The 23,211-nt window shown below is 73.5% G+C and carries 19 protein-coding genes; 8 read left to right on the top strand and 11 right to left on the bottom strand.

Annotated features, from left to right (window positions below; translation table 11 throughout):
• Nucleotides 1-10 precede the first annotated feature (10 nt).
• Together J2S41_RS00660 and J2S41_RS00655 are read left to right on the top strand one after the other, a co-directional pair.
• On the top strand, nucleotides 11-574 hold the full coding sequence (locus J2S41_RS00660; protein ID WP_310361630.1) for a TetR/AcrR family transcriptional regulator: 564 nt from the start codon (nucleotides 11-13) through the stop codon (nucleotides 572-574).
• Between the two features lie 10 nt (nucleotides 575-584).
• Nucleotides 585-2,147 carry a phytoene desaturase family protein gene (locus J2S41_RS00655; protein ID WP_310361627.1) on the top strand — a complete coding sequence of 521 codons (1,563 nt, stop codon included), beginning with the start codon at nucleotides 585-587 and terminating at the stop codon, nucleotides 2,145-2,147.
• Between the two features lie 6 nt (nucleotides 2,148-2,153).
• Here the strand turns inward: J2S41_RS00655 and J2S41_RS00650 are convergent, their stop codons facing one another.
• The 3 genes from J2S41_RS00650 to J2S41_RS00640 form a co-directional block, all read right to left on the bottom strand.
• The gene (locus J2S41_RS00650) at nucleotides 2,154-2,759 is read right to left on the bottom strand and encodes a hypothetical protein (RefSeq protein ID WP_310361624.1); all 606 of its coding nucleotides are present in this window, start codon (nucleotides 2,757-2,759) and stop codon (nucleotides 2,154-2,156) included.
• Nucleotides 2,760-2,796: 37 nt separating this feature from the next.
• On the bottom strand, nucleotides 2,797-3,690 hold the full coding sequence (locus tag J2S41_RS00645; RefSeq protein ID WP_310361622.1) for an aminoglycoside phosphotransferase family protein: 894 nt from the start codon (nucleotides 3,688-3,690) through the stop codon (nucleotides 2,797-2,799).
• 67 nt (nucleotides 3,691-3,757) lie between these two features.
• Nucleotides 3,758-5,320, bottom strand: coding sequence for a Rieske 2Fe-2S domain-containing protein (locus J2S41_RS00640; protein ID WP_310361619.1), 1,563 nt, complete (start codon nucleotides 5,318-5,320; stop codon nucleotides 3,758-3,760).
• A 164-nt stretch (nucleotides 5,321-5,484) separates the two neighbouring features.
• Here J2S41_RS00640 and J2S41_RS00635 point away from each other — a divergent pair, with 164 nt between their 5' ends.
• Complete coding sequence (locus J2S41_RS00635) at nucleotides 5,485-5,706, top strand: DUF2631 domain-containing protein (RefSeq protein ID WP_310361617.1); 222 nt, start codon at nucleotides 5,485-5,487, stop codon at nucleotides 5,704-5,706.
• A gap of 71 nt (nucleotides 5,707-5,777) precedes the next feature.
• Here the strand turns inward: J2S41_RS00635 and J2S41_RS00630 are convergent, their stop codons facing one another.
• The 8 genes from J2S41_RS00630 to J2S41_RS00595 form a co-directional block, all read right to left on the bottom strand.
• Entirely contained in the window at nucleotides 5,778-7,391 is a 1,614-nt protein-coding gene (locus tag J2S41_RS00630; protein WP_310361615.1) for a DivIVA domain-containing protein, read from the bottom strand.
• A gap of 157 nt (nucleotides 7,392-7,548) precedes the next feature.
• Nucleotides 7,549-8,727, bottom strand: a complete 1,179-nt coding sequence (rlmN, locus tag J2S41_RS00625) for a dual-specificity RNA methyltransferase RlmN (protein WP_510183744.1) — start codon at nucleotides 8,725-8,727, stop codon at nucleotides 7,549-7,551.
• 192 nt (nucleotides 8,728-8,919) lie between these two features.
• Nucleotides 8,920-10,305 (bottom strand): phosphatidate cytidylyltransferase, encoded by a 1,386-nt coding sequence (locus J2S41_RS00620; protein ID WP_445343946.1) that lies wholly within the window; start codon nucleotides 10,303-10,305, stop codon nucleotides 8,920-8,922.
• Nucleotides 10,306-10,514: 209 nt separating this feature from the next.
• Nucleotides 10,515-11,072, bottom strand: a complete 558-nt coding sequence (gene frr, locus J2S41_RS00615; RefSeq protein WP_310361610.1) for a ribosome recycling factor — start codon at nucleotides 11,070-11,072, stop codon at nucleotides 10,515-10,517.
• 167 nt (nucleotides 11,073-11,239) lie between these two features.
• Entirely contained in the window at nucleotides 11,240-12,007 is a 768-nt protein-coding gene (gene pyrH / locus J2S41_RS00610; RefSeq protein ID WP_310361608.1) for a UMP kinase, read from the bottom strand.
• 193 nt (nucleotides 12,008-12,200) lie between these two features.
• The gene (gene tsf, locus J2S41_RS00605) at nucleotides 12,201-13,031 is read right to left on the bottom strand and encodes a translation elongation factor Ts (protein WP_310361606.1); all 831 of its coding nucleotides are present in this window, start codon (nucleotides 13,029-13,031) and stop codon (nucleotides 12,201-12,203) included.
• Between the two features lie 119 nt (nucleotides 13,032-13,150).
• The gene (rpsB, locus tag J2S41_RS00600) at nucleotides 13,151-14,002 is read right to left on the bottom strand and encodes a 30S ribosomal protein S2 (RefSeq protein WP_310361604.1); all 852 of its coding nucleotides are present in this window, start codon (nucleotides 14,000-14,002) and stop codon (nucleotides 13,151-13,153) included.
• 292 nt (nucleotides 14,003-14,294) lie between these two features.
• Complete coding sequence (locus J2S41_RS00595; RefSeq protein WP_310361601.1) at nucleotides 14,295-15,275, bottom strand: hypothetical protein; 981 nt, start codon at nucleotides 15,273-15,275, stop codon at nucleotides 14,295-14,297.
• A 194-nt stretch (nucleotides 15,276-15,469) separates the two neighbouring features.
• Here J2S41_RS00595 and J2S41_RS00590 point away from each other — a divergent pair, with 194 nt between their 5' ends.
• The 5 genes from J2S41_RS00590 (at nucleotide 15,470) to J2S41_RS00570 (ending at nucleotide 22,894) form a co-directional block, all read left to right on the top strand.
• Nucleotides 15,470-15,829 carry a YraN family protein gene (locus tag J2S41_RS00590; RefSeq protein WP_310361597.1) on the top strand — a complete coding sequence of 120 codons (360 nt, stop codon included), beginning with the start codon at nucleotides 15,470-15,472 and terminating at the stop codon, nucleotides 15,827-15,829.
• An 11-nt stretch (nucleotides 15,830-15,840) separates the two neighbouring features.
• Entirely contained in the window at nucleotides 15,841-17,361 is a 1,521-nt protein-coding gene (locus tag J2S41_RS00585; protein ID WP_310361596.1) for a YifB family Mg chelatase-like AAA ATPase, read from the top strand.
• A 46-nt stretch (nucleotides 17,362-17,407) separates the two neighbouring features.
• Nucleotides 17,408-18,592: a DNA-processing protein DprA gene (gene dprA, locus J2S41_RS00580; RefSeq protein WP_310361594.1), complete on the top strand. Its 1,185-nt coding sequence runs from the start codon at nucleotides 17,408-17,410 to the stop codon at nucleotides 18,590-18,592.
• Between the two features lie 2,087 nt (nucleotides 18,593-20,679).
• Complete coding sequence (locus J2S41_RS00575; RefSeq protein WP_310361592.1) at nucleotides 20,680-21,666, top strand: tyrosine recombinase XerC; 987 nt, start codon at nucleotides 20,680-20,682, stop codon at nucleotides 21,664-21,666.
• Nucleotides 21,667-21,706: 40 nt separating this feature from the next.
• Entirely contained in the window at nucleotides 21,707-22,894 is a 1,188-nt protein-coding gene (locus J2S41_RS00570) for an aminotransferase class V-fold PLP-dependent enzyme (RefSeq protein WP_310361589.1), read from the top strand.
• Nucleotides 22,895-23,211: the final 317 nt, after the last annotated feature.

Raw genomic sequence — 23,211 nt, 5'->3', positions numbered from 1 at the left:
GGATGGGCGGATGAGCGCGGCGCCGACCCGGCGGGAACGGGTGCGCACCGCCACCGTGGCGGAGATCAAGGAGGTCGCCCGGCGGCTGCTGGTCGGCGGCGGGCTCTCCGCGGTGTCGCTGCGCGCGATCGGGCGTGAGGTCGGCATGACCGCGCCGGCCCTCTACCGGTACTTCCCGGGGCTGGACGCGCTGGTCGGGGCGCTGGCGGCGGACCTGTTCGCGGAGCTGACCGAGGCGGTCCGGGCGGTGCGCGACGACCTCGCCGGCGAGCCGCCGATGGTGCGGCTGACCGGGATGGCGCGCGCGTTCCGGCGGTGGAGCCTGGCGCATCCGCGGGAGTTCGCGCTGATGTTCGGCGGCGTGCTGGAGCACTGCGACAGCTCCGGGTTCGCGGAGCTGTTCCTGGCGGAGCTGACCGGGTTCGCGCCGGACGCCTTCCTGACCGCGTGGAGCCGGGTGTACGGGCTGGTCGCGCTGGAGGTGTTCGGGCACGTCCAGTGGGCCACGCCGGACCCGGAGGCGCTGTTCGAGCGGGAACTCGACCTGCTCGCGGAGGTGCTGCGGCCCCGCTAGGCTCGCGGCCATGACGACCTCGCGGGCCGATGTGATCATCGTGGGCGCCGGGCACAACGGGCTGGTCTCCGCGATCCTGCTGGCCCGCGCCGGGCTGGACGTGCTGGTGCTGGAGGGGTCTGACGTGCTCGGCGGCGCCGCGCGCACGGAGGCCCCGTTCCCGCGCGTGCCCGGGCTGCGGCACTCGACCGGGTCGTACCTGCTCGGCCTGATGCCGCCGGAGCTGCTGCGCACGCTGGACGTGGACATCCCGGTGCTGCGCCGCGACCCGCACTACTTCCTGCCCACGCCGGACGGGCCGTACCTGCTGTTCGGCCGCGACCGGGCGGCGACGCGGGCGCAGCTGACGTCGTTCTTCTCGGCGGCGGACGTGGCGGCCGACGACGCGATGCAGGCGGAGCTGGCCGCGCTGCGCGACGATCTGGCCCCGGCCTGGCTGTCGCCGCCGCTGCCGGTGGAGGAGACCGCGGACCGGTATGTCCGGCCGGCGCTCCGGGAGGTCTTCACGGACCTGGTCCGGGGCTCGGTGGCGGACTATCTGGCCCGCTTCGGCTTCGCGTCCGAGCTGCTGGTCTCCATGTACGCGGTGACCGACGGGCTGTCCGGGCTCCACGCGGGGCCGGACGACCCCGGCACCGGCCACAACTTCCTGGTGCACAACATGTGCCGGCTGCCCGGCGCGGACGGCACCTGGATGATCGCCCGGGGCGGCATGGGCACGGTCTCCGCCACGTTCGCGTCCGCGGCCCGGGCCGCCGGAGCCACCATCCGCACCGGTACGGAGGTGAGCGCGATCGACGTGACCGGCGGCGCGGTGTCCGGCGTGACGCTGGCCGACGGCCGGTCCGTGACCGCGCCCGTCGTGCTCGGCGCCTGCGACCCGTACCGGCTGATGTCCCTGGTCCCGACCGGTACCCTGCCGGCGTCGCTGGTGTCCCGGATGGAGGCGGTGCGCCGGCCGGGCACCACCCTGAAGGTCAACCTGGCGCTCTCCGGACTGCCGGACTTCTCCTGCCTGCCGCCGGGCGCGCCGAGCCCGTTCGGCGCCACGATCCACCTGCTGCCCGGCTCGTCCGCCGGGGGCGCGCCGATGGCGTCGCTGCGCGGGATGTGGGCGTCCGTGCTCGCGGGCGAGCTGCCGGCCGAGCCGACCATCGAGTGGTACCTGCACACCACGGTCGACCCGTCGCTGCGGGACGCGGACGGGCATCACTCGTCGGCGCTGTTCGTGCAGTCGGTGCCGTACGCGCCGGCGGCCGGGAGCTGGGACGCGCTGCTGCCGTCCTACGTGGACCGGCTGCTGGACGTCTGCGAGTCCTACGCGCCGGGGACGCGGGCGCTGGTCGCGGACGTGGTGCCGCTGACGCCGCCCGGCATCGAGGCCCACTTCGGCATCACCGGCGGCCACATCCACCACGTCGACAACACCGTGTCGTTCACCGACCGGATGCCGTACGCGACCGGGCTGGACGGCCTCTACGCGGGCAGCGCGGGCACGTTCCCGGCCGGCAGCGTGATCGGCGCGGCCGGCCACAACGCGGCGCGCGCCATCCTCGCGGACCTGGGGCGCTGACCGGGGTCAGGCGCTCCACATGACGGTGTCGAACGTCATGCTGTGGAACTTCTGGTAGTCGGTGGCGATCATCCGGACGATGCGGCCCTCGCTGGTGCGCACACACAGCACGGTGCCCTTCCGGACGTCCTCGACCGTGGTGATGCCCTGGTTGGCCGCGGCCTGCCGGCACTGCTCGTAGCCGGGCGTGCCGTCGCCGTCCCACTTCGCGATCAGCGCGCTGCCGTCGAAGTCGGAGAGATCGCCGGCGTCCTCGCGCATGTCGGGCTCGAGGAGGATGTCGTTGTCCTCGTCGTCCGGCGTCCGTTTCGGCGCGTCACCGTCGAGGTCCGTCTCGCTGTCGCTGCCGGCCTGGAACGTGATCGGGGCGTTGAACAGCTCCGTGCCGGCCGGCGTGCTGCCCGGCGTCGGGGACGCGCCGGTCGTGGTGGCCGCGGCGGGCGTGGTGACGGCGGCGGGCGGGGCGGGCGGGCTGGTGGCCACCGCGGCGTCCGGAGCGTCGTTGTCGCGCGCCGCCACCAGCGCGAACACGCCGGTGATCACCGCGGCCAGGATGACGCCGGCGAACGGCAGCCAGAGCGCGAGGCCGCGGTTCTGCGGTGACTCGGACACGAGTATGCCTCCGATCGAGAGAACGACAGGGGGAACATTATCGATCGAAGGCAAGGACGGATGTCAGCCGCGCACGGCACTCCGCGACGAACGCGGGGAACGTGTCGCGGTAGTAGGCGATGCCGCCGGTGGCGACCACGATCGCCCAGGCGCGGGCGCGTCTCCAGGTGGCGTCGTCGAGGTCGAGCGCGGCCCAGTACGCCTCGCGGGCCGGCGCCGGGAAGTCCCAGATCGTGGCGTGCTCGGCATCCGGGAAGCCGCGGGTCAGGCCGGCGAAGTCGATCACGGCGTGCAGCGCGCCGTCGCGTACCAGCAGGTTGGTGGGCTTGAGGTCGGAGTGCAGCCAGACGTGCGGCGCGGCCGGGTCGGGCAGCGCGACGGCCTCGCGCCACATCCGCTCCAGCGCGTCGATGCCGGGCACCAGGCCGGCACACTCCGCGAAGCTGCGGCCGGTCCAGTCGCCGGCGTCGCGCAGCGCGCCGCCCCGGTACAGGCACAGGTCGCCGGCCCGGGACGCGTCCATCGGGTCGAGCCCGTGCAGCTCGCGCACGAAGGCGGCCAGGTCGCGGCCGAACGCGGGCCAGTCCCGCACCGTGTCCGGGCCGGCCTCGGCGCCGTCGATCCAGCGGTAGACCGACCAGGGCAGCGGGAACACGGCCGACGGGCGGCCGTCGTGCACCGGCTCCGGGACGGCGAGCGGGAGCAGCGGCGCGAACCGGGGCAGCCAGTGCCGCTCCTTGCTCAGCATGCCGGCGGTGAACGGGCGGCGCGGCACCCGGACCAGCAGCTCGTCGCCGAGCCGGAACATCGTGTTGTCGGTCCCGGCGCCGGCGCGGGCCAGCGGCAGGCCGGCCCACTCCGGGCGCTCCGCCCGCAGCAGCGCCCGGACGATCGTCTCGTCGACCGGGATCTCGTCGTCGTGCAGCGTCACGATCGCCGATCCTCGCGGGCGCGGTGGATCGACGGCAACCGGTTAACGGGTGGAGGCGCGGCCCGGGTCAGGCCTCCGCGGAGGCGCCCTTGCGGGAGGCGCGGATCTTGTGGCCGACCGAGGTGAGGCAGCGGCCGGACGGCAGGTCGAAACGCCAGCCGTGGAGCTGGCAGGTGAGCTGGTCGCCCTCGACGATGCCGAAGCGGGTCAGGTCGGCCTTCAGGTGCGGGCAGCGGCGCTGGACCTCCCAGTCGCCGAGCTCGATGCTCTCCGCCTCGACCGCGCGCTCGTGCTCGTCGTACCAGCCCTCCGCGTACTGCAGGCGCTCGGTGGAGAGGCACTTGAAGAACGCGTAGACGAACTCGTTGTACTGGCCGATCCGCGCGGCGGAGAAGCGGCAGGACAGGAAGAGCGAGTTGACCCAGTCGACCTCGCCGGTGAAGAGCAGGTGCTCGATCAGCGCGCGCTCGGTCTTGAACCGGTACCGGACCTTCTCGTCCGCGTACGGCCGGACCTGCTTGCCGGGGAAGTCCACCACGATCGACTCGACGGACTCGCCGTCGTACCCGATCAGGTCGAAGCGGACCGGGCCGCCGACGCCCTTGGCCATGTAGATCGACTCTTCGAGCAGCGGCTCGATCCGGCGCTTCATCTCCGCGAGGACGTCGATCTCCGGGTGCCGCCAGGACGCCTTCTCGGCCTCGATGATCGGGCGCTTGCGCTCCCGCATCTCCTCCAGGTGGGCCACCTTGTTCGCGAAGAACTCGTCGACCGGCACCGGGTGCTCGGTGGCGATGCCGCCCTCCGCGTTCAGCTCGGCGACCGAGCCGGGCAGCAGCACGACGCCGTTGGTGCCGCCGACCTTCGCGTACTCCTTCAGGAACTCGCTCTGGTCCGGGAAGATCGCACCCTCGTCGCCGAAGATGTCGTTGAACTGCCAGAGCGAGTCGTCCAGGAAGCACGGCGGGCCGGCGATCGGGAAGACGTGGTCGGCCTTCAGGTCGTCGATGTAGCGCCAGGTCCGGTCGTACTGCCGCTCGCGCTTCTGCTTGCCGAACGCGCGCTTGGCGGCGTCCGGCAGCTCGTAGACCATCGGGTACCAGATCGCGCCGGAGAACTGCAGCATGTGCGCGTGCACGTGGCCCAGCTCGGCGAAGCGGGAGAGGTCGCTCGGGCGGGCGTCGTTCTGGTTGAGCAGGCGGACGCCGTCGTACTCGACCCACAGCGAGGAGTCGCCGATCGGGCCGTCGGTCGGCGAGATCAGCGCCTGGATCATGATCTTGAGGCCGCCGTCGAGCTCGACGACCTCCTCGTTCCTGGTCTTGATGAAGCTGCGGAAACCCAACTCGCGCAACTCGTCCTCGAGCTCGCTGGTCGGGTACTCCGGCAGCAGCACGGCCGCCTTCTTCGACACGTACCGCTTGAGGTTCTCCGCGTCGAAGTGGTCGCGGTGCAGGTGCGACACGTACAGGTAGTCGACCTGGCCGAGCGACTCCCAGTCGAGCTGCGAGTTGTCCGGGAAGGGGAACCACGACGCGAAGAAGGCGGGGTTCACCCAGGGGTCGGTGAGGATGCTTCCGGCCGCGGTGTCGATCCGCATGCTCGCATGACCGGTTCCCGTCACTCGCACGGCACTGCTCCCTTAAGCTACGACGGTCGGTGAGTCGGGCCAGACGTTACCCGACCCGCGGCACACACTTCCGGTGCGTCGGGCGGGAGGCTTCTGCGTCACAACATCCGCCGCATGTCAGACTGATCGCGGATGTGAACGCACAGCGCGAGGAAGGACCCACAGTGGCGGATAGCGAGCCGGTGGTCGCACCCGATCAGCTCAAGCCCGGCAACCGCAAGGCGGGACGCATCCTGGGGGTGCTGACCATCCTGGCCCTGCTGGCGTGCACCATGGGCAACCACGAGGGCAACGTCGAGAACCTCTTCCTGATCGTCATCGCGGCCGGGATCGCGGTGACGCTCATCGGCGACGCGGTGCTGCGCCGCGCCGGCCTGCGGGAGTAGATTCCACCCCACAAAAGATCAAGCCCGCTCCCACGGTACGTCCGGGAGGCGGGCTGATCTGTTTCCGCTGCTCAACGGCCGAGCAGGATGTCCTTGACCTCCTTGAGGGCCGCGTCCACCTCGGCCTCGAAGTAGCCGCCCGGCACCAGGCCGAACTGCAGCGTGTCCAGGTCGTTCTCGTTCACCGGCATCGGGCCGCGGCCGGACATGGCGGTGAGGATGCCCTCGAACAGCCGGTCCACCTGGTCCGGGTCGTAGCCGCTGCCGAACCGCCGCGGCTGGAACGTGCGCCGCAGCTGGTCCACGCGCTGGAGGTCGCCGCCGGGGCCACCCATGGGCGGGCCGGCGTCGTAGCCACCGTCGTAACCGCCGCCGGGCGGGGGCATGGGCGGGCCGCCGAAGCCGCCGCCGGGCGGAGGGCCGCCGAACCCGCCGGGCGGCGGGCCACCGATCGCGGGCGGGCCGGCCTGCGGGTTACGGGGGCGCCGCTCCAGCTCGGGCAGGCGGATCTCCGCGGTCATGTCCATCTTGCCGTGCCGGCCCGGCTCGAAGCCGGGGAAGCCGCCGCTGGGCGCGTCGAAGCCGCCGCGGTCACCGCGCGGGTCGCGGGGGTCACGCGGGTCGTCGTACGGGTTCTGGTCGTAGCCGCCGGGACCGCCCGGGCCGCCGGGACCCATGCCGCCCGGACCCTGGGGTCCGCGCGGGCCGGGGCCACCGGGGCCCATGCTGCCGGGGCCGCCCGGGCCCATGCCGCCGGGGCCCATGCCGCCGGGGCCGTGCGGACCCTGAGGCCCGCCGGGACCCTGCGGTCCGCCACGCGGCGGGAGGTCGAAGCCGCCGGTACGCGGGTCGTCGCGGGGCGGAAGGTCGAAACCGCCGGTCCGTGGGTCGTCGCCGAAGCCGCCACGGTCGCGCGGGTCCCGGGGATCGCGCGGGTCCCGGGGATCGCGCGGCGGCGGGCCGCCGAAACCGCCGGTGCGCGGCTCGTCGAAGCCGCCACGGTCGCGGGGGTCACGCGGAGGCGGGCCGGCGGCGAACCCGCCGGTGCGGGGCTCGTCGAAGCCGCCGAACGGCGGCGGACCGTCGTCGAAGCCGCCGCGGGCACCGGCCGGGACGCGCCCGGGCGGGCCCATCCGGTCGGGCGGGCCCATCCGGTCGGGCGGACCCATCCGGTCCGGCGGGCCCATCCGGTCCGGTGGCGGGCCGAAGCCGGGGCGCGGCTCGTCGAAGCCACCCGGGCCGCCGGGGCCGTCGAAGCCGTTGTCGAAACCACCGGGACCGTCGAAGCCACCCGGGCCGTCGAAGCCGCCGGGACCGGGACCGAACCCGGGACCGCCGGGACCACCGGGGCCGCCGCCCATGCGGTCCGGCGGGCCCATCCGGTCGGGCGGGCCCATCCGGTCGGCGCCGGCCGGGACGCGCTCGGGCCCACGGGCGCCGCCGCGCTCGTCCAGCTCCGCGAGCTGCCGCTCGACCCGGTCCAGGTGCAGGTCGACCTGCCACTCGTCGTAACCGCCGAAGCGCACGCGGAAGACGACGTCGTGCACCTCCTGCGCGGACACCGGCGGGCCGCTCTGCTCACCCGCGAGCGTGGCCTCCACCCGGTCGAGGAACGCGTCGACCTCTTCCACCTTGTACCCGCGGCGTAGCGCGCGCCTCCGGAAACGCTGACCCTGACTCGTCACTGTGTCTCCTGGTCCTGGTTCGCTCGCTCGGCGCCGGCGGGCACCCTCGCACGCGCGGCCGTCAGTGAACCTCGTTCATCGCGGCCCCGAGCCGGGCGGCCACGAAGAGCGTCCATCCGTGCGACGCCAAGACGTACATACCCGCGAGACGGAGGGTTCATCGTGCCTCCGCGCCGTCGACCACGCTCGCCGCCAGCTGGCCGCAGGCACCGTCGATCTCCTGGCCGCGGGTGTCGCGGACCGTGGTGGAGACGCCGGCCGCGCGCAGGCGGCGGACGAACTCCCGCTCCACCGGCTTCGGGCTGGCGTCCCAGCGGCTGCCCGGCGTGGGGTTGAGCGGAATGAGGTTGACGTGCGCCAGCTTCCCGGCCAGCAGCCGGCCGAGGAGGTCCGCACGCCAGGGTTGATCGTTCACATCCCGAATCATGGCGTACTCGATCGACACGCGCCGCCCCGTGCGCGCCGCGTAATCCCACGCGGCATCTAGCACCTCGGCCACCTTCCAGCGCTGGTTGACCGGAACGAGTTCATCGCGCAGATCATCATCGGGCGCGTGCAGGGACAGCGCAAGGGTCACCGAGAGGTCCTCATCGGCCAACTTACGCATGGCCGGAACCAGACCCACCGTCGAAACGGTGACATGTCGCTGAGAAAGCCCCAAACCGTCCGGGGCCGGGGCCGTCAGGCGGCGGATCGCGGCGATGACGCGCGGATAGTTCGCCAGCGGCTCGCCCATGCCCATGAAGACGACCCGGGACAGCCGCGGCGGGGAACCGGCCACCGCGCCGCTCGCCGCGACGCCGGCCAGGTAGACGACCTGGTCCACGATCTCGGCGGTGGAGAGGTTGCGGGTCAGGCCGGCCTGGCCGGTCGCGCAGAACGGGCAGGCCATGCCGCAGCCGGCCTGGCTGGACACGCACGCGGTGATCCGGTCCGGGTAGCCCATCAGCACGCTCTCCACGAGCGCGTTGTCGTGCAGCCGCCAGAGCGCCTTGCGGGTCGCCCCGTTGTCGCAGGCCAGCTCGCGCACCGGGGTGAGCAGGTGGGGCAGCAGGTCCGCCCCGATCCGCTCCCGGGCCGCGGCCGGCAGGTCGGTCATCTCCGCGACGTCACGCACCAGGCGACCGAAGTAGTGGGTGGAGAGCTGCTTGGCCCGGAACTCGGGCAGGCCCAGCTCCTTGACCGCCGCGCGGCGCGCCTCGGGGTCGAGGTCGGCCAGGTGGCGCGGCGGCATCGCCGGACGACGGCGACGGGGGCCGGCCTGCGCGGGCACGGCGTCGTCGGGCGTCTCCGGGGTGCTGGGAACGACGGGGATGAGAGGAAGGGTCGGGCCCATCACGGTGTCTGCAGCTGCCTCACTACGTCGGGTCAAATCTCGCGGCGGGAATCTCACCACAGTGGGAACGAGGCCGCGACCTGTCCAGTCTCCCACGGTACGGCCGGTAGCAATGCCGCACAGGGTGCCAAAGCTGCGTCCTCGCTCACCCCACCCCCTCCACGCGCGGGCCGCCCGGCCCTCTCGGCGCGCTCAGGAGGCCGGTGCGAGCAGGGAGAGCAGCAGGAACGCCGTCGGCAACGCGAACAGGACCGAGTCCAGCCGGTCCATCAGACCGCCGTGGCCCGGCAGCAGATTGCTCATGTCCTTGATGCCGAGATCCCTCTTGATCATCGACTCTGCCAGATCACCGAGCACCGCGGAGATCGTTATGCCGATTCCGAAGAGCGCGCCCCACCACGGTGCCACGCCGAGCATGAGATAGACCAGCAGCGCACTTCCCAGGGCGGACGCGAGCGCGGAGCCGCCGAAGCCCTCCCAGGACTTCTTCGGGCTGATCGACGGCGCCATGTAGTGCCTGCCGAGGAAGACGCCGGCGACGTAACCGCCGGTGTCGGTCAGCGCCACGGCCGCGATCGTGACGACCACCCGGGCCACGCCGTCCTCCGGGTAGGCCAGCAGCGCCGCGAACCCGCCCAGGAACGGCACGTAGACCGCGATCAGCGTGCTCGCCGCGGCGTCCTTGAGGAATCCGGACACGCCGTCGCCGAGCCGCCACAGCATGGCGGCCAGCACCGTGACCAGCAGGCCGAGGGAGAGTGCGTCCGGTCCGGCGTACCAGGCCAGGCCCGCCATCAGTACGCCGCCGGCGGCCAGCGGGATGAGCGGCGGGTGAGCGCCGCCGGCCGCGACCGCCCGCGTCATCTCCCACACGCCGACCACGATGGCGGCCGCGACCAGCAGCAGGAAGCCCTCGCGCCAGAAGACCAGCGAGCCGGCGACCAGCCCGGCCAGCACGATGCTGACGACGATCGCGGCCGGCAGGTCCCGGCCGGCCGCGGGCAGGCCGCGGCCCTTCCCCGGCTCGTCACCGGACTCGTAGGCGGCCCGGCGCAGCGCGTTGCCCGGCGCCGGGGCACCGGAGCGGGTCGCCCGGCGGCGCCCCTTCACCCGGCGGCGCGGCGGCTCCGGCAGCTCCTCGTCCAGCAGGTCCCTCTCCCCCGGCGACGAACCCCGCGGACGACCGTCGAGCCCGCTGGGCGACTCCGCCCCCGGACGGACGGGCACGGCGGCACCGGCGCGACCCGGCACGTCCGCCGTCGCGCGACCCGGCGCATCCGCCTCCGGATAGCCCGGCACACCCGAGCGAACCGGCGCATCCGGCCCCGGACGGCCCGGCGCACCGGCGTGACCCGGCGCATCCGCCCCCGAGCGACCCGGGATACCGGCACGGGCCGGCGCATCCGGGTGACCCGGCGTACCAGGGCGGCCGGGGGCATCGGTGCCCGGGCGGCCCGGCACACCGGCCCGGCCCGGCGCATCCGCCCCCGGGCGACCCGGCACACCCGCGCGGCCCGGCGCGTCCGTGCCGGGGCGGCCCGGGACAACCGCCGGCCGCGGGCCGGACGGGCGGTCCATCACGTAGTCCGTGGTGGAGCTCGTCTCCGTGCCGGGCGGCGCGTAGACGGGCGCGATCGGCTCCCGGCCGCCCGGCCGGTCGCCGCGGGGACCGCGTTCCGGACCGTGGTCCGGGCGCTGATCCGGCCGGTACGGGTCGGGCGCGGCACCACCGTGCCGCGCCCGCTGCCGTGCGTCGCGCGCGTCGTCGTAGGGGTCGAGGTACGACATCAGACCTCGAGGAGCTCGGCTTCCTTGTGCTTGACCAGCTCGTCGACCTGGGCCACGTACCGGTGGGTGAGGTCGTCCAGCTCCTTCTCGGCGCGGCGTCCCTCGTCCTCGCCGGCCTCGCCGTCCTTGACGATGCGGTCCAGCTCCTCCTTGGCGCGGCGGCGCACGTTGCGCACCGCCACCTTGCCGTCCTCGGCCTTGCCGCGGGCGACCTTGACCATCTCGCGGCGGCGCTCCTCGGTCATCTGCGGCAGCAGGATGCGCAGCATCGAGCCCTCGTTCGACGGGTTGACCCCGAGGTCCGAGTCGCGGATGGCCTTCTCCATGGCGCCCAGCTGCGAGGCGTCGTACGGCTTGATGATCGCCATCCGCGGCTCCGGGATGGCGACGGATGCCATCTGCGGGAGCGGGGTGGGCGTGCCGTAGTAGTCGATGACGATCCGGGAGAACATCGCCGGCGTGGCGCGACCGGTGCGGATGGCCGCCAGCTCGTCCTTGGCGTGCTCGACGGCACGCTCCATCTTCTCCTCGGCCTCGAGGAGCGTATCGTCGATCACCGCTCCGTCGCCTCCTCACTCCTGCTCGGCGGGTGCTACGTGGTTACCCGGGGATCATCAGTGGTCCGGCGGGCGCCGTCATCGCCAACAGCGCGGCGTCCGTCGTACCCCATCATGCTCTTGAATTTGATCTTGTGGTTCTTCCCGCCCTCGGGCGGGCCTTGCACCTAGGCGGTGATCAAGGTGCCGATCTTCTCGCCGCCCACGGCCTTGATGATCGTGTCAGGTCCCTCGGCGCCGAAAACCAACATCGGCATGCCGTTGTCCATGCAGAGGCTGAACGCGGTCGCGTCGGCCACCCGCAGCCCCTGCTGGAGCGCCTCGGAGAACGTGACGAAGTCGAGCTTGGTGGCGGTCGGGTCGGTCCGCGGGTCCGCGGTGTAGACGCCGTCCACGCCGTTCTTGCTCATCAGGACCACGTCGGCCTTGATCTCCAGCGCACGCTGGGCGGCCACCGTGTCGGTCGAGAAGTACGGCATGCCGGCGCCGGCGCCGAAGATCACGACTCGGCCCTTCTGCAGGTGGCGGATCGCGCGGAGCGGAATGTACGGCTCGGCGACCTGGGCCATCGTGATCGCGCTCTGCACGCGCGTCTCGATGCCCTCCTTCTCCAGGAAGTCCTGGAGCGCGAGCGAGTTCATGACGGTGCCGAGCATGCCCATGTAGTCGGCCCGGTTGCGGTCCATGCCACGCTTCTGCAGGTCGGCGCCGCGGAAGAAGTTTCCGCCGCCGACGACCACGGAGACCTGCACGCCGCGGCGCACCACCGTGGCGATCTGGCGCGCGATGGCCGACACCACGTCCGGGTCCACGCCGACGCTGCCGCCGCCGAAGACCTCGCCGGAGAGCTTCAGCACGACCCGCCGGGGCTTGCCGCCCGCCGGTGAGCCCGCCGGTTCCTCCACCGGAACGACCTGCTCGGTCACCACCGTCATGCGACCCGCCTTCCCTCAAGCTGTTGTCTCTGACTTACCCGCCGGCGCCGCCACGCCCGCGCGCAGCCGTCGCGGTGTGCACCATATGCGACGAGGAGACCGCGGTGCCTGTCGCAGTACACCAACGGCCTCCTCGTGTCATGGCCTGCGGCGCCGGCCTGCCGGCCGGCGCCCGTCGTGCGTGAGCCTGGGATCAGGCCTGGCCGACCTCGAGCCGGACGAACCGGGTGATCTCGATGCCCGCCTCGGCGAGAACCTGCTTCACGGTCTTCTTGTTGTCGGCGACCGAGGCCTGCTCGATCAGCACGGTGTCCTTGAAGAAGCCGTTGACCCGGCCCTCGACGATCTTCGGCAGCGCGGCCTCCGGCTTGCCCTCCTCGCGGGCGGTCTGCTCGGCGATCCGGCGCTCCGACTCGACGACGTCCGCGGGGACCTCGTCGCGGGTGACGTACTTCGGGCGCATGGCGGCGATCTGCATCGCGACGGCGCGCGCGTCCGCGTCGGCGGCCTCGTCCGACTTGCCGGTGTACTCCACCAGCACGCCGACGGCCGGCGGCAGGTCCTGCGCCTTGCGGTGCAGGTAGACGGCGGTGGTGCCGTCCAGCACGGCGAACCGGTTGACGACCAGCTTCTCGCCGATCTTGGCGGAGAGCTCCTGCACGGCGGCGTCGACGGTGCGGCCGTCGGACAGCGTGGAGGCCTTCAGCGCCTCCACGTCGGTGACGCCGGCGGTCTCGGCGTGCTCGACCAGCTGCTGCGCGAACGCGATGAAGTCGGCGTTCTTCGCGACGAAGTCGGTCTCACAGTTGAGCTCGAGCAGCGCCTTGCCGGAGTGGGCGACGAGACCGTTGGCGGCGGTACGGCCGGCACGCTTGCCGACGTCCTTCGCGCCCTTGATGCGGAGCAGCTCGACGGCCTTGTCGAAGTCGCCCTCGGCCTCGGTCAGGGCCTTCTTGCTGTCCATCATGCCGGCGCCCGTGAGGTCGCGCAGCTTCTTGACGTCCGCGGCGGTGAAGTTGGACATGACTCTCTCTTCGATGTCTGTGTCGTGTGGCGGCGGTCATACCTGCCGCGCCCGGTGTCGATCGTGCGCGCCGGACGCGGCGCGGGCCCGCTTGCACAGGCCCGCGCGACGCGGCGGTGTTACTCGGCGGCGGCCGGAGCCGCGGCCGGGGTGGCCTCGGCGTCGGCGGCCTTCTTCTCACCGGACTCGAGCAGCTCGCGCTCCCACTCGGCCAGCGGCTCGTCGGCGCCGACCGCGGTGCCCTGCGGCTTGTCGTCCGAGCCACCGCGGGAGGCGCGGCCCGAGCGGGCGATCAGGCCGTCGGCCACCGCGGAGGCGACCACGCGGGTCAGCAGCTCGGCGGAGCGGATGGCGTCGTCGTTGCCCGGGATCGGGAAGTCGACCTCGTCGGGGTCGCAGTTGGTGTCCAGCACCGCGATGACCGGGATGCCCAGCTTGCGGGCCTCGTCGACCGCGATGTGCTCCTTCTTGGTGTCGACGACCCAGATCGCCGACGGCACCTTCTGCATGTCCCGGAGACCACCCAGCGTCTTGGTGAGCTTGGTCTTCTCGCGGAAGAGCTGCAGGGTCTCCTTCTTGGTGTACCCGGCGGCGGTGCCGCTCAGGTCGCCCAGGGCCTCCAGCTCCTTCATCCGCTGCAGCCGCTTGTAGACCGTCTGGAAGTTGGTCAGCATGCCGCCCAGCCAGCGGTGGTTCACGTACGGCTGGCCGACCCGGGTGGCCTGCTCGGCGATGGCCTCCTGCGCCTGCTTCTTGGTGCCGACGAAGAGGATGCTGCCGCCCTCCGCGACGGTGTCGCGGATGAAGTCGTACGCCTTCTCGATGTAGTCGAGGGTCTGGCGGAGGTCGATGATGTAGATGCCGTTGCGCTCGGTGAAGATGAAGCGCTTCATCTTCGGGTTCCAGCGACGGGTCTGGTGCCCGAAGTGAACGCCGCTCTCCAGCAGCTGGCGCATGGTCACTACAGCCATGGTGAAATGCTCCCTGCGTTGTCCCTGGTTGTGCCGCCGATGCCAGTCGGCTCGGCGCCTGGCGCCCGGTCGCCGGCCAGGGTGGGCCCGGCGCTTGCGCGAGATCGGGACCAGGGAGGCCGGCGCCTCGCGGCGGAGTGTCACTGGTCACCGAGAGTGATCAATGGCCGCCGTGAAGAAGGCGCGCGAGGTCGACCGCCTGTCGCGGTCGCCGTGGACAAGCATACGCCGCTCCCGGGGCGCCACCCCGGGAGGGCCGTCGTCCGCGCTTTTCAGCTCCCCCGCCGGCTGTTCACCTGGCCGCGACGGCCGCGGCGATCAGCAGGATGAGGCCGAGGGGCAGGTAGGCCAGCGGCGGGCGCCACCACGTGCGGTGGTCGGCGGCGCGTCCGGTGGTCAGCAGCGCGTAGAGGCCGAAGCCGGTGAGCGGGAGGCTGAGCGCGAGCGCGAGGCCGCTGACCAGGTTGCCGGCCGCGGCGGTGCCGCCGGTGAACCCGTCCAGGAGCAGGCGCAGGGCCGGGATCTCCAGCAGAACCGCGACCAGGCCGATGGGTACGGCCAGGATGGGGCGGCGGGTGGTGTAGACGCGCTCGCCGCCGGGGCCGAAGGCCGGCTCCTGGCCGGGGTGGCCGCCGGCGGCCGGGCTGAACGGCGGTTCCACCGGCGGGCCGAAGGGCGGCTCCGCGGGTACGCCGTAGGGCGGCTCGGCCGGTACGCCGTAGGGCGGCTCGCCCGCCGGTGGGATGAACGCCGGGGCCGCCGGTGGGTGGACGGCGGCGGGGGCCGGGTCGGGTGCGGCGGCGTCCGGTCGCGCGGCGGCGGAGGGGTCCGCGGGCGGGCGGCGGAGGGCGGCGCGGTCCAGCGCCTCGGTGCGGAACTTGGGGATGTCGCCGGTCAGCGGGTACGCCGCGGTGCGGCTCGCGTCCGGGACGGCGGGCTCGGCGACCGGCTCCGGGGCCGCGGTGGCCGGCGTGACCACCGGCAGTGCCTCCAGGCCGCGGCCGGTGACGGCGTCGTACTCGTACCCGCCGGCGTAGCCGCGCCGGGAGCGGGCGTCGGGCTGGGCGGGCACGTCCGGCGTCTCCGGGGTGGGGGTGCGCGGCGTGTTCCAGTGGTCGCTGTAACCGGTCGGGTCGGTCAGCGGGTCCGAGGCGCGGCGGGGGCGGGTGGCTGCCCGGGGGTCGGCCTCGGCCGCGTCGGCGGCGGGGGTGCGCCAGTCGCGGTCGCCGTACCACTGCGGTTCAGGTTCATCTGCATACCGACGTCCATCCACGGTCGGCACCGTATGTCACCCGTCCTTCCGCGCGCTACCGCGGGCCGCCCGTTCCACCGGCCGTGAGGTGCGCGAAACGGACCTCACCTACCACAATCGTCCATGATCATCCGCCTGTCCACAGGCGGTTTCCCCCTCCACATTTCGATCTTGCGCCGTTGCCCCCGCCTCCTCCCCTCACGACCGTGAATCCCATGACATCCACAACCCGCGCGGTCGGCGCCTACGGGGAACGAGTGGCGCTGCGGCATCTGATCGAGGCGGGGATGACCCCGGTCGCCCGCAACTGGCAGTGCGCCGACGGCGAGGTGGACATCATCCTCTCCGACGGCGACGACCTCGTCTTCTGCGAGGTCAAGACGCGCCGGTCGACGACGTTCGGCGCGCCCGCGGAGGCGGTCGGCCCGCGCAAGCGGCAACGGCTGCGACGCGTCGCCTCCCGCTGGCTGGCCGGCGCGCCCGGTCACGGCGGCCACGTCCGCTTCGACGTGGTCGCCGTGACCGCCCGGCGCCAAGGCGCGGCCGCGGTCGAGCACGTCCGCAGCGCGTTCTGAGGCGGCCGGCGATGAGCTACGCCAAGGTGAGCTGCGTCGGGCTGGTCGGTGTGGAGGGCCACCTCGTCGAGGTCGAGGTCGACATCGCCCCCGGCCTGCCCGGGGTCACCCTCACCGGCCTGCCCGACGCCGCGCTCAACGAGGCCCGCGACCGGGTCCGCGCCGCGATCGTCAACTCCGGCGAGGAGTGGCCGAACCGGCGGCTCACCGTCAACCTCCTCCCCGCCACGCTGCCCAAGCGCGGCTCCGCCTTCGACCTGGCCATCGCGGCCGGAATCCTGGCCTGCGCGGGCGAGCTGCCCCCGGTCGGCCTGCACGGCGTGGCGATCCTCGGCGAGCTCGGCCTGGACGGCGCCGTGCGCCCGATCCGCGGCGTGCTCCCGATGGTCACCGCCGCCGCCCGGGCCGGCCTCACCCGCGCCGTCGTACCGGTCCAGAACGCGGACGAGGCCACCGTCGTCCCCGGCCTGGACGTCCGCGCGGTCGACACGCTGCAGCGGCTGATCGGCTTCGTCCGCGGCACGGACACGCTGCTTCCGCCGCCCGGCCTCCCGGCGCCCCCGCCGCCACCCGCGCCCGACCTGGCGGACGTGGCCGGGCAGGCCGTCGGCCGCCGCGCGCTGGAGGTCGCCGCCGCCGGCGCGCACAACCTCGCGCTCATCGGGCCGCCCGGCGCCGGCAAGACCATGCTCGCCGAGCGCCTGCCGTCCGTGCTCCCCGAGCTCGACGACGCGGCCGCGCTGGAGGTCACCGCGGTGCACTCGATCGCCGGTGTGCTCCCGCCCGGCGGTCGCCTGATCCGCCGGCCGCCGTTCCAGGCCCCGCACCACACGGCCAGCCTCTCCTCGCTGGTCGGCGGCGGCTCCGGCCTCGCCCGGCCCGGCGCGCTGTCCCTCGCCCACCGGGGCGTGCTCTTCCTCGACGAGGCGCCCGAGTTCGCGGCGCGCGTGCTCGACTCGCTGCGCCAGCCGCTGGAGTCCGGGCGGGTCACGCTCAACCGCACCGGCGGCACCACCGAATACCCCACCCGCGTACAGCTGATCATCGCGGCCAACCCGTGCCCCTGTGCGAGGCCGTCCGGCGACGCGGGCTGCGAGTGCACGCCACAGGCCCGGCGCCGCTACCTCGGCCGGCTCTCCGGGCCGCTGATGGACCGCATCGACCTGCGCGTCCGCCTGCACCCGATGCGCGCGGCCGACCTGGTCGGCGACGACCGCCCACGCGAGACGTCCGCCGCCGTCGCCGCGCGCGTCACCCGCGCCCGCGCCGCGGCCCGGGCGCGCTGGTCCGCGCACGGCTGGCGGACCAACGCGGAGGTCCCCGGCGCCGCGCTGCGCCGCCCGCCCTGGCAGCTGCCCCGCGCCGACGTCACGCTGCTCCAGCGGGCGCTCGACCGCGGCTCGCTCACCGCCCGCGGCTTCGACCGCGCCCTCCGCCTCGCCTGGACCATCGCCGACCTGGACGGCCTCGATCGCCCCGGTGCCGGCGAGGTCGCCGAGGCCAGCCAGCTGCGGGCCGGGGAGCACGGATGAGCACACCGATCACCGGCCCGGCGACGCGACGAGCCGGGGTGCCGGCATGACCGGGCGGGCCGACCGGCTGGCCCGGGTCGCGCTGAACTGGCTGCTCGAGCCCGGCCACCTGATCGGCTGGGAGATGGTCCACGCCTACGGCGCACCGGAGGCGCTCTGGCGCATCCTCAACGACCCGGCCTGCCACTCCGCCACCCGCAACACGGCCGCCGCACGCCTGCGGGCCGGTGACCCGTTGCAGACCGCCGAGGGGTTCCTGACCCGGGCCGAGCAGGTCGGGGCGCGGCTCCTCGTCCCCGGCGACGAGGAGTGGCCGGAGCAGGTGGCCGACCTGCGCACGATCGACCTGCGCAGCGACCGGGAGCGCGTCGACCGGGACACCCGGCCCCCGCTGTGCCTGTGGGCGCGCGGGCCGCTCCCGCTCGCCGCCTCGCTGGCCCGCTCCGTCGCGGTCGTCGGCGCCCGGGCCGCCACGGAGTACGGCGACCGCATCGCCTCGGAGATCGGCTTCGACCTCGCGAGCCAGGGCTGGACCGTCGTCTCCGGCGGCGCGTTCGGCGTCGACGGCGCCGCCCACCGTTCCGCGCTGCGCGCCGGCGGAGTCACCATCGCGGTCCTCGCCTGCGGCATCGACCGCCCCTACCCGAGCGGCAACACCGCGCTCTTCGAGAGGATCTCCGAGACCGGCCTGCTCCTGTCGGAGTGGGCACCGGGCGAGCCGCCGCTGCGCCACCGCTTCCTGGTCCGCAACCGCCTCATCGCCGCCGCCACCCGCGGCACCGTCGTGGTCGAGGCCGCCGCCCGCAGCGGCGCCATCCAGACGCTCGGCCGCGCCCACGCCCTCCCCGGCCGCACCGCCATGGCCGTGCCCGGCCCGGTCGGCTCCCTGATGTCCGTCGGCTGCCACGACGCCCTGCGCAACCAGCCCGGCACCCGCCTCGTCACCAGCGCCGCCGACATCCTCGAGGAGGTCGGCTCCATCGGCGACGACCTCGCCCCCCGCCCTCGCGGCACCGTCCAGGACCGCGACCGACTCGACGAGGACTCCGCCCGGCTGCTCGACGCCTTCCCCCACGGCCGCGAGATCACCGCCGACCAACTCTCGGCCCGGGCCGGCATCGACCCCCGCACCACGCTCCGCCGCCTGGCCCTTCTCGTGGAGCTCGGCTTCGTGGTCGACCACGGCGGAAGTTACGTACTGGTCCCTCCGCGCCGGGTGCCGCCGTCATGACTGTTCTTCCGCCTTCGTCGCGACGCCGGAGCCGCCCCTCAGAGATGTCCCAGCCTCCGTGGCGACGCCGAGCCCTCCGTCCCACCGCCTCCGTCGCCACACCGTCGCTCCCCGGGTGTCTCACCGTCCCCGTCGAGACGCCGACGCCACCGCAGACCGGGCATCACACCACCTCCGCCGCAACACCGACGCCACCGCAGACCGGGCATCACACCACCTCCGCCGCAACGCCAAGGCCACCGCAGACCGGGCATGTTCTGCCGCGTACACCGCTGGCACTCTGCGACGGCGTGCCCAGCGCGGCTGAGTCAAGCGCGTGCGGGACCGCGTCGCGCAGCCGCGCACCAGAGCCGGCCGGCGCGACCCGGTCGCGGCGTTGGAGATCCATGCCAACACTGTGTTCCCCATCAAATTCGCCACGCTTCTCCGCCTGGCGCTTCTTACCGAATCTCTTTTCATCACCGGTCGCGGCGGCAGCTTCGCCGCCCCGGCTTCCGCGCCTTTCACGCCCGCGCTCTGCGCTCCCGCGTCCCGCGCTCATAGGCTCTCGCTCTGGCGTCGATCTCCGCGTCGGTTCACCGAGTGTCTGGCGGATCTTCGCCGGCCTGCGGCTGCGGAGCGGTCCCGGCGCCGCCCGGTCGCACATACGACACCGGTATGCGGGCTTATGCGCCGGCACGCCAGTCGACACCTGGGCAGCGCCGTGGCTTGACGGTCCACCAGATGCGCCCGAGAGCGGACTCCCGCACCTCGATCTCGTCACGCGCTTCGGCCTGGATCGCTCGCCTCATCCCGCCGCTCGCCACCGCACCATGACCATCCGTCCCGTCCCGTCCCGTCCCGCCGTGCCTGCCGGCCGATCGAGAGGGTCGCCGCGACCACTGCCCCGCTGCACCTCGCCGCCATGACCACTGCACCTCGCCGCCGTGACCGCTGCACCTCGCCGCTATGACCGCTGGCCTCGCCGCCATGACCACTGCACCTCGCCGCCACGACCACCGCACCTCGCCGCCACGACCACTGCACCTCGCCGCCACGACCACTGCACCTCGCCGCCACGACCACTGCACCTCGCCACCGTGACCGCTGCACCTCGCCGCCATGACCGCTGCCCCCGCTGTGTGCCGCGGTTTTCCGCCCGCTCCGCACCAGATCGGTCGTCACATGCACCGCCGCGCTGCGCACGGCGCCGTCCTCAGGCGCCCGCCTGGGCCGGGCCGGGCGTCCCCACCGGGCCAGCCCGCCGCGGGCGCGCGGGTAGCGACCGATCCATCGAGTCGCCGGTGCGCACCACGCCCGGCGCGGCCGGCTGCGCCGCACGGTTGCGATACCGCGGGGCGACTGGCCTGGCGACGCCGGGCCCGCACCGAACGCGCGAGGTCGCTCCAGTCGCCACGCTCGCCGAAACGACATCTCGTCGGCGTAGCCGGCCTCGATCCGGCCACCGCCGAGGGCCGCCTCCTGACCGGCACCGACGGCGGCGCGGCCCGGCGCCTAGGCCGGCGAACTGCGCCACCGTACCGGGGGCTGTTACGCCCCCCATGACAAGACGTCGCCGACAACACCGGGTGCCGGCTTCGGCCGGCTCATCCTCGCCCTCGTGGTGACGGTGGTGTTCGTCACCTCTGTAAGCGGGGTCGTCCCCGGGCTCGCCCGCGCAGGCCCACCGACCTGGTCGACGACGAGTGCCCGCAGTTGCTGTCCGCCGGTATCAACGATCGGCGGCGCCCCCACTCCCGGCTCGCGGAGTCCCTTCTCCCGCCTTATTCGGGCGGATCTTCGTCCTCCCTCCACCGCTGCCGCAGATCCGGGCCCAAGTCCGCACTCGCTCACGTACGCGTCACACCGACCCGCGCTAACCCGGCCCGCGGCCGTCAGCGAGCGGGACCCCGACCACGCCGACGTGCGTGGCCCTGGAGACAACCCACGGGATATAGCCCCAGCGATGGCGGGCGTCCCGATCACGGCGGGTACGAGATCATCCCGCCACGCCGCCCACCCCACGCGCCAGGCCCTGTGATCAAGGAACACGCCGAATCCGCGCGCGGCGGGTTGACGCCGACCGGCGGGACGCGGACTGTCGACGGATGGGGAGCAGCGAGCCGGCGCGTACCCGCGCGACACAGCACCTCTACGACGCCCTGCCGTCCGAGATGCGCACCGTGGTCGACGAGTTCGCGCATCACCTGGCGACCGTCGAGGACAGGTCGGCGCACACCGTGCGGGCCTATGTGGGCGACGCGGTCTCATTACTCGGGCACGCCGCCGACTCCGGGTGCACCAGACTGGGCGACCTGGACATCGCCGAGCTACGCAGCTGGCTGGCGGCACAGCGCACGAACGGGGCCGCCCGCACCTCCCTCGCCCGCCGGGCGGCCTCGGCCCGTGCCCTCACGGCCTGGGGGTACCGCGCCGGCCACCTGGAACACGACGTGGGAGCGCAACTCGCCAGCCCACGCCCGCACCGCACGCTGCCCGGCGCCCTGCGGGCCGATCAGGCAACCGCCCTGGTCACGGCGCCGGCCGGATCGACGCCCGCCACCGAGGAAGTCACGACCCAGCCGCCCACCCCCGTGCGGCTCCGCGACCACCTCGTGCTGGAGTTGCTCTACGCCACGGGCATCCGGGTCAGTGAGCTGTGCGGGCTCGACCTCGCCGACCTGGACCGCACCCGTCGTCTGGTGCGCGTCCTCGGCAAGGGCAACCGGGAGCGCTCCGTCCCGTACGGCGTCCCGGCCGAACAAGCACTGGACACCTACCTGCGCCGAGGGCGCCCCGCCCTGACCACCCCGGACAGTGGCGACGCCCTGCTGCTCGGTGCACGCGGAGGGCGGCTGCAGGCGACGATCGCGCGGCGGATCGTCGCCACCTACGCACGGGCGGAGAACCTGCCGCACACCACACCGCACGGGCTGCGCCACTCCGCCGCCACCCACCTGCTGGAAGGAGGCGCGGACCTGCGGTCGGTGCAGGAGTTGCTGGGGCATGCGTCGCTGGCGACCACGCAGATCTACACGCACGTGTCGGTCGAGCGGCTGCGCGCGGCGTACCGGCAGGCACATCCCCGGGCGTGAAAAGCAGCATCCGTACCGGTGTGACCTTTACGATCGACGGGTGGGCGCTGGTGACGTACGGCCGCCGGACGCGATAGCCGGCGCGCGGCTTCTCTTCTCGCTCGACCCGGCCGTCTCCTACCTGAATCACGGCACGGTCGGCGCGACCCCGATCGCGGTGCAGCGCGCCCAGCAGCGGCTGCGCGACGAGGTCGAGCTCGATCCGATGCGATTCCACACCCGCGGTCTGCGCGACCGGGTCGGTCACACGCGCCGGCACCTGGCGACGCAGTTCGGCGCGGACCCGGACGGCACCGCGCTGATCCCGAACACGACCGCCGGCATCGCGATCGTGCTGCAATCGCTGGGGCTGCGGGCCGGCGACGAGATCCTGCTGACCGATCACGGCTACGGCTCCGTCGCGATCGCCGCCGCCCGGGAGTGCCGCCGGACCGGTGCGGTGGTCCGCACGGTGCCGGTGCCGCTGTCCGCCCCCGACGGCGAGGTGGTGTCGCTGCTGCGGGCCGCGTTCACCGACCGTACCCGCCTGTTGATCGTGGACCAGATCGCCTCCTCCACGGTCAAGCTGTTCCCGCTCGTACCGATCGTGGAGGCCGCACACCGTGTGAACGTGGCCGTGCTGGTCGACGGCGCGCACGCGCCGGGAATGCTGCCGCTGGCGATCGACGAGATCGGCGCCGACTTCTGGGTCGGCAACCTGCACAAGTGGGCGTTCGCACCGCACTCGGTCGGCATGCTGGTCGTGGCACCGCGCTGGCGGGAGCGCATCGAGCCGCTCGCCGTCTCCTGGGACCACGACGAGGGCTTTCCCTCCAACGTGGAATCCCAGGGCACGCTCGACTACACCGCGTGGCTCGCCGCTCCGGCCGGCCTGTTCGTGCTGCGCACCCTCGGCCACGACCGCGTGCGCGCCCACAACGCCACGCTCGCCGCCTACGGCCAGCGCGTGATCGGCACCGCCCTCGGTCTCCGCGCCGCCGACCTGCCCGACCCCGGCGGCTCCGGCATCGCGATGCGCGTCCTGCCCCTCCCGCACGGCATCGCCACCACCGACGCCGACGCCGTCACGCTCCGCCACCGTATCGCCGACAAGCTCGGCGCCGCGGTCGGCATCAACGCCTGGAACTCCCGCGGCTGGCTCCGCATCTCCGCCCAGGTCTACAACCAACCGGACGAATACGACCGCCTCGCCGCACGCCTTCCGGCCCTGCTCACGGCCGGTAGCTAAACAAGATCAAGAACCGGATTTTCCCGCTCCCGGCGCGGCGATCACCGCATGCTCCCGCGGGCACCGGTCGTCGCTGGCGCTCCTCCCTGCCGGTTCCGCATCGTCAAGACCACCCCCGGGCTTCGCCACCCGCAGGCCGCATCGGCACCGCCCCGGATCGCGATCGTCAGCGGCCTCGGCTGGCACCAGTCAGCGTCCACTACCGCCGTCGGCCTGCGGGCGCTTATCCACAGGCCAATATTTCATCCACAGATCGTGAAGTTGAGGGCTCTCGGGCACGGCGAGCGCGCGATCCTCTCCCCCATGCCTTCCGCCCT

The sequence above is a fragment of the Catenuloplanes atrovinosus genome, from assembly GCF_031458235.1.
In the GTDB taxonomy this organism is placed as follows: domain Bacteria; phylum Actinomycetota; class Actinomycetes; order Mycobacteriales; family Micromonosporaceae; genus Catenuloplanes; species Catenuloplanes atrovinosus.
This window is presented reverse-complemented; position numbering and strand designations above follow the sequence as displayed.

Coding starts and splice junctions, on each gene's coding strand:
- J2S41_RS00660 (WP_310361630.1), top strand. CDS start 11: ATGAGCGCGGCGCCGACCCGGCGGGAACGGGTGCGCACCGCCACCGTG.
- J2S41_RS00655 (WP_310361627.1), top strand. CDS start 585: ATGACGACCTCGCGGGCCGATGTGATCATCGTGGGCGCCGGGCACAAC.
- rlmN (WP_510183744.1), bottom strand. CDS start 8,727: ATGGGCCCGACCCTTCCTCTCATCCCCGTCGTTCCCAGCACCCCGGAG.
- J2S41_RS00620 (WP_445343946.1), bottom strand. CDS start 10,305: ATGGACCGCCCGTCCGGCCCGCGGCCGGCGGTTGTCCCGGGCCGCCCC.
- pyrH (WP_310361608.1), bottom strand. CDS start 12,007: ATGACGGTGGTGACCGAGCAGGTCGTTCCGGTGGAGGAACCGGCGGGC.
- tsf (WP_310361606.1), bottom strand. CDS start 13,031: ATGTCCAACTTCACCGCCGCGGACGTCAAGAAGCTGCGCGACCTCACG.
- rpsB (WP_310361604.1), bottom strand. CDS start 14,002: ATGGCTGTAGTGACCATGCGCCAGCTGCTGGAGAGCGGCGTTCACTTC.
- J2S41_RS00590 (WP_310361597.1), top strand. CDS start 15,470: ATGACATCCACAACCCGCGCGGTCGGCGCCTACGGGGAACGAGTGGCG.
- J2S41_RS00585 (WP_310361596.1), top strand. CDS start 15,841: ATGAGCTACGCCAAGGTGAGCTGCGTCGGGCTGGTCGGTGTGGAGGGC.
- dprA (WP_310361594.1), top strand. CDS start 17,408: ATGACCGGGCGGGCCGACCGGCTGGCCCGGGTCGCGCTGAACTGGCTG.
- J2S41_RS00575 (WP_310361592.1), top strand. CDS start 20,680: ATGGGGAGCAGCGAGCCGGCGCGTACCCGCGCGACACAGCACCTCTAC.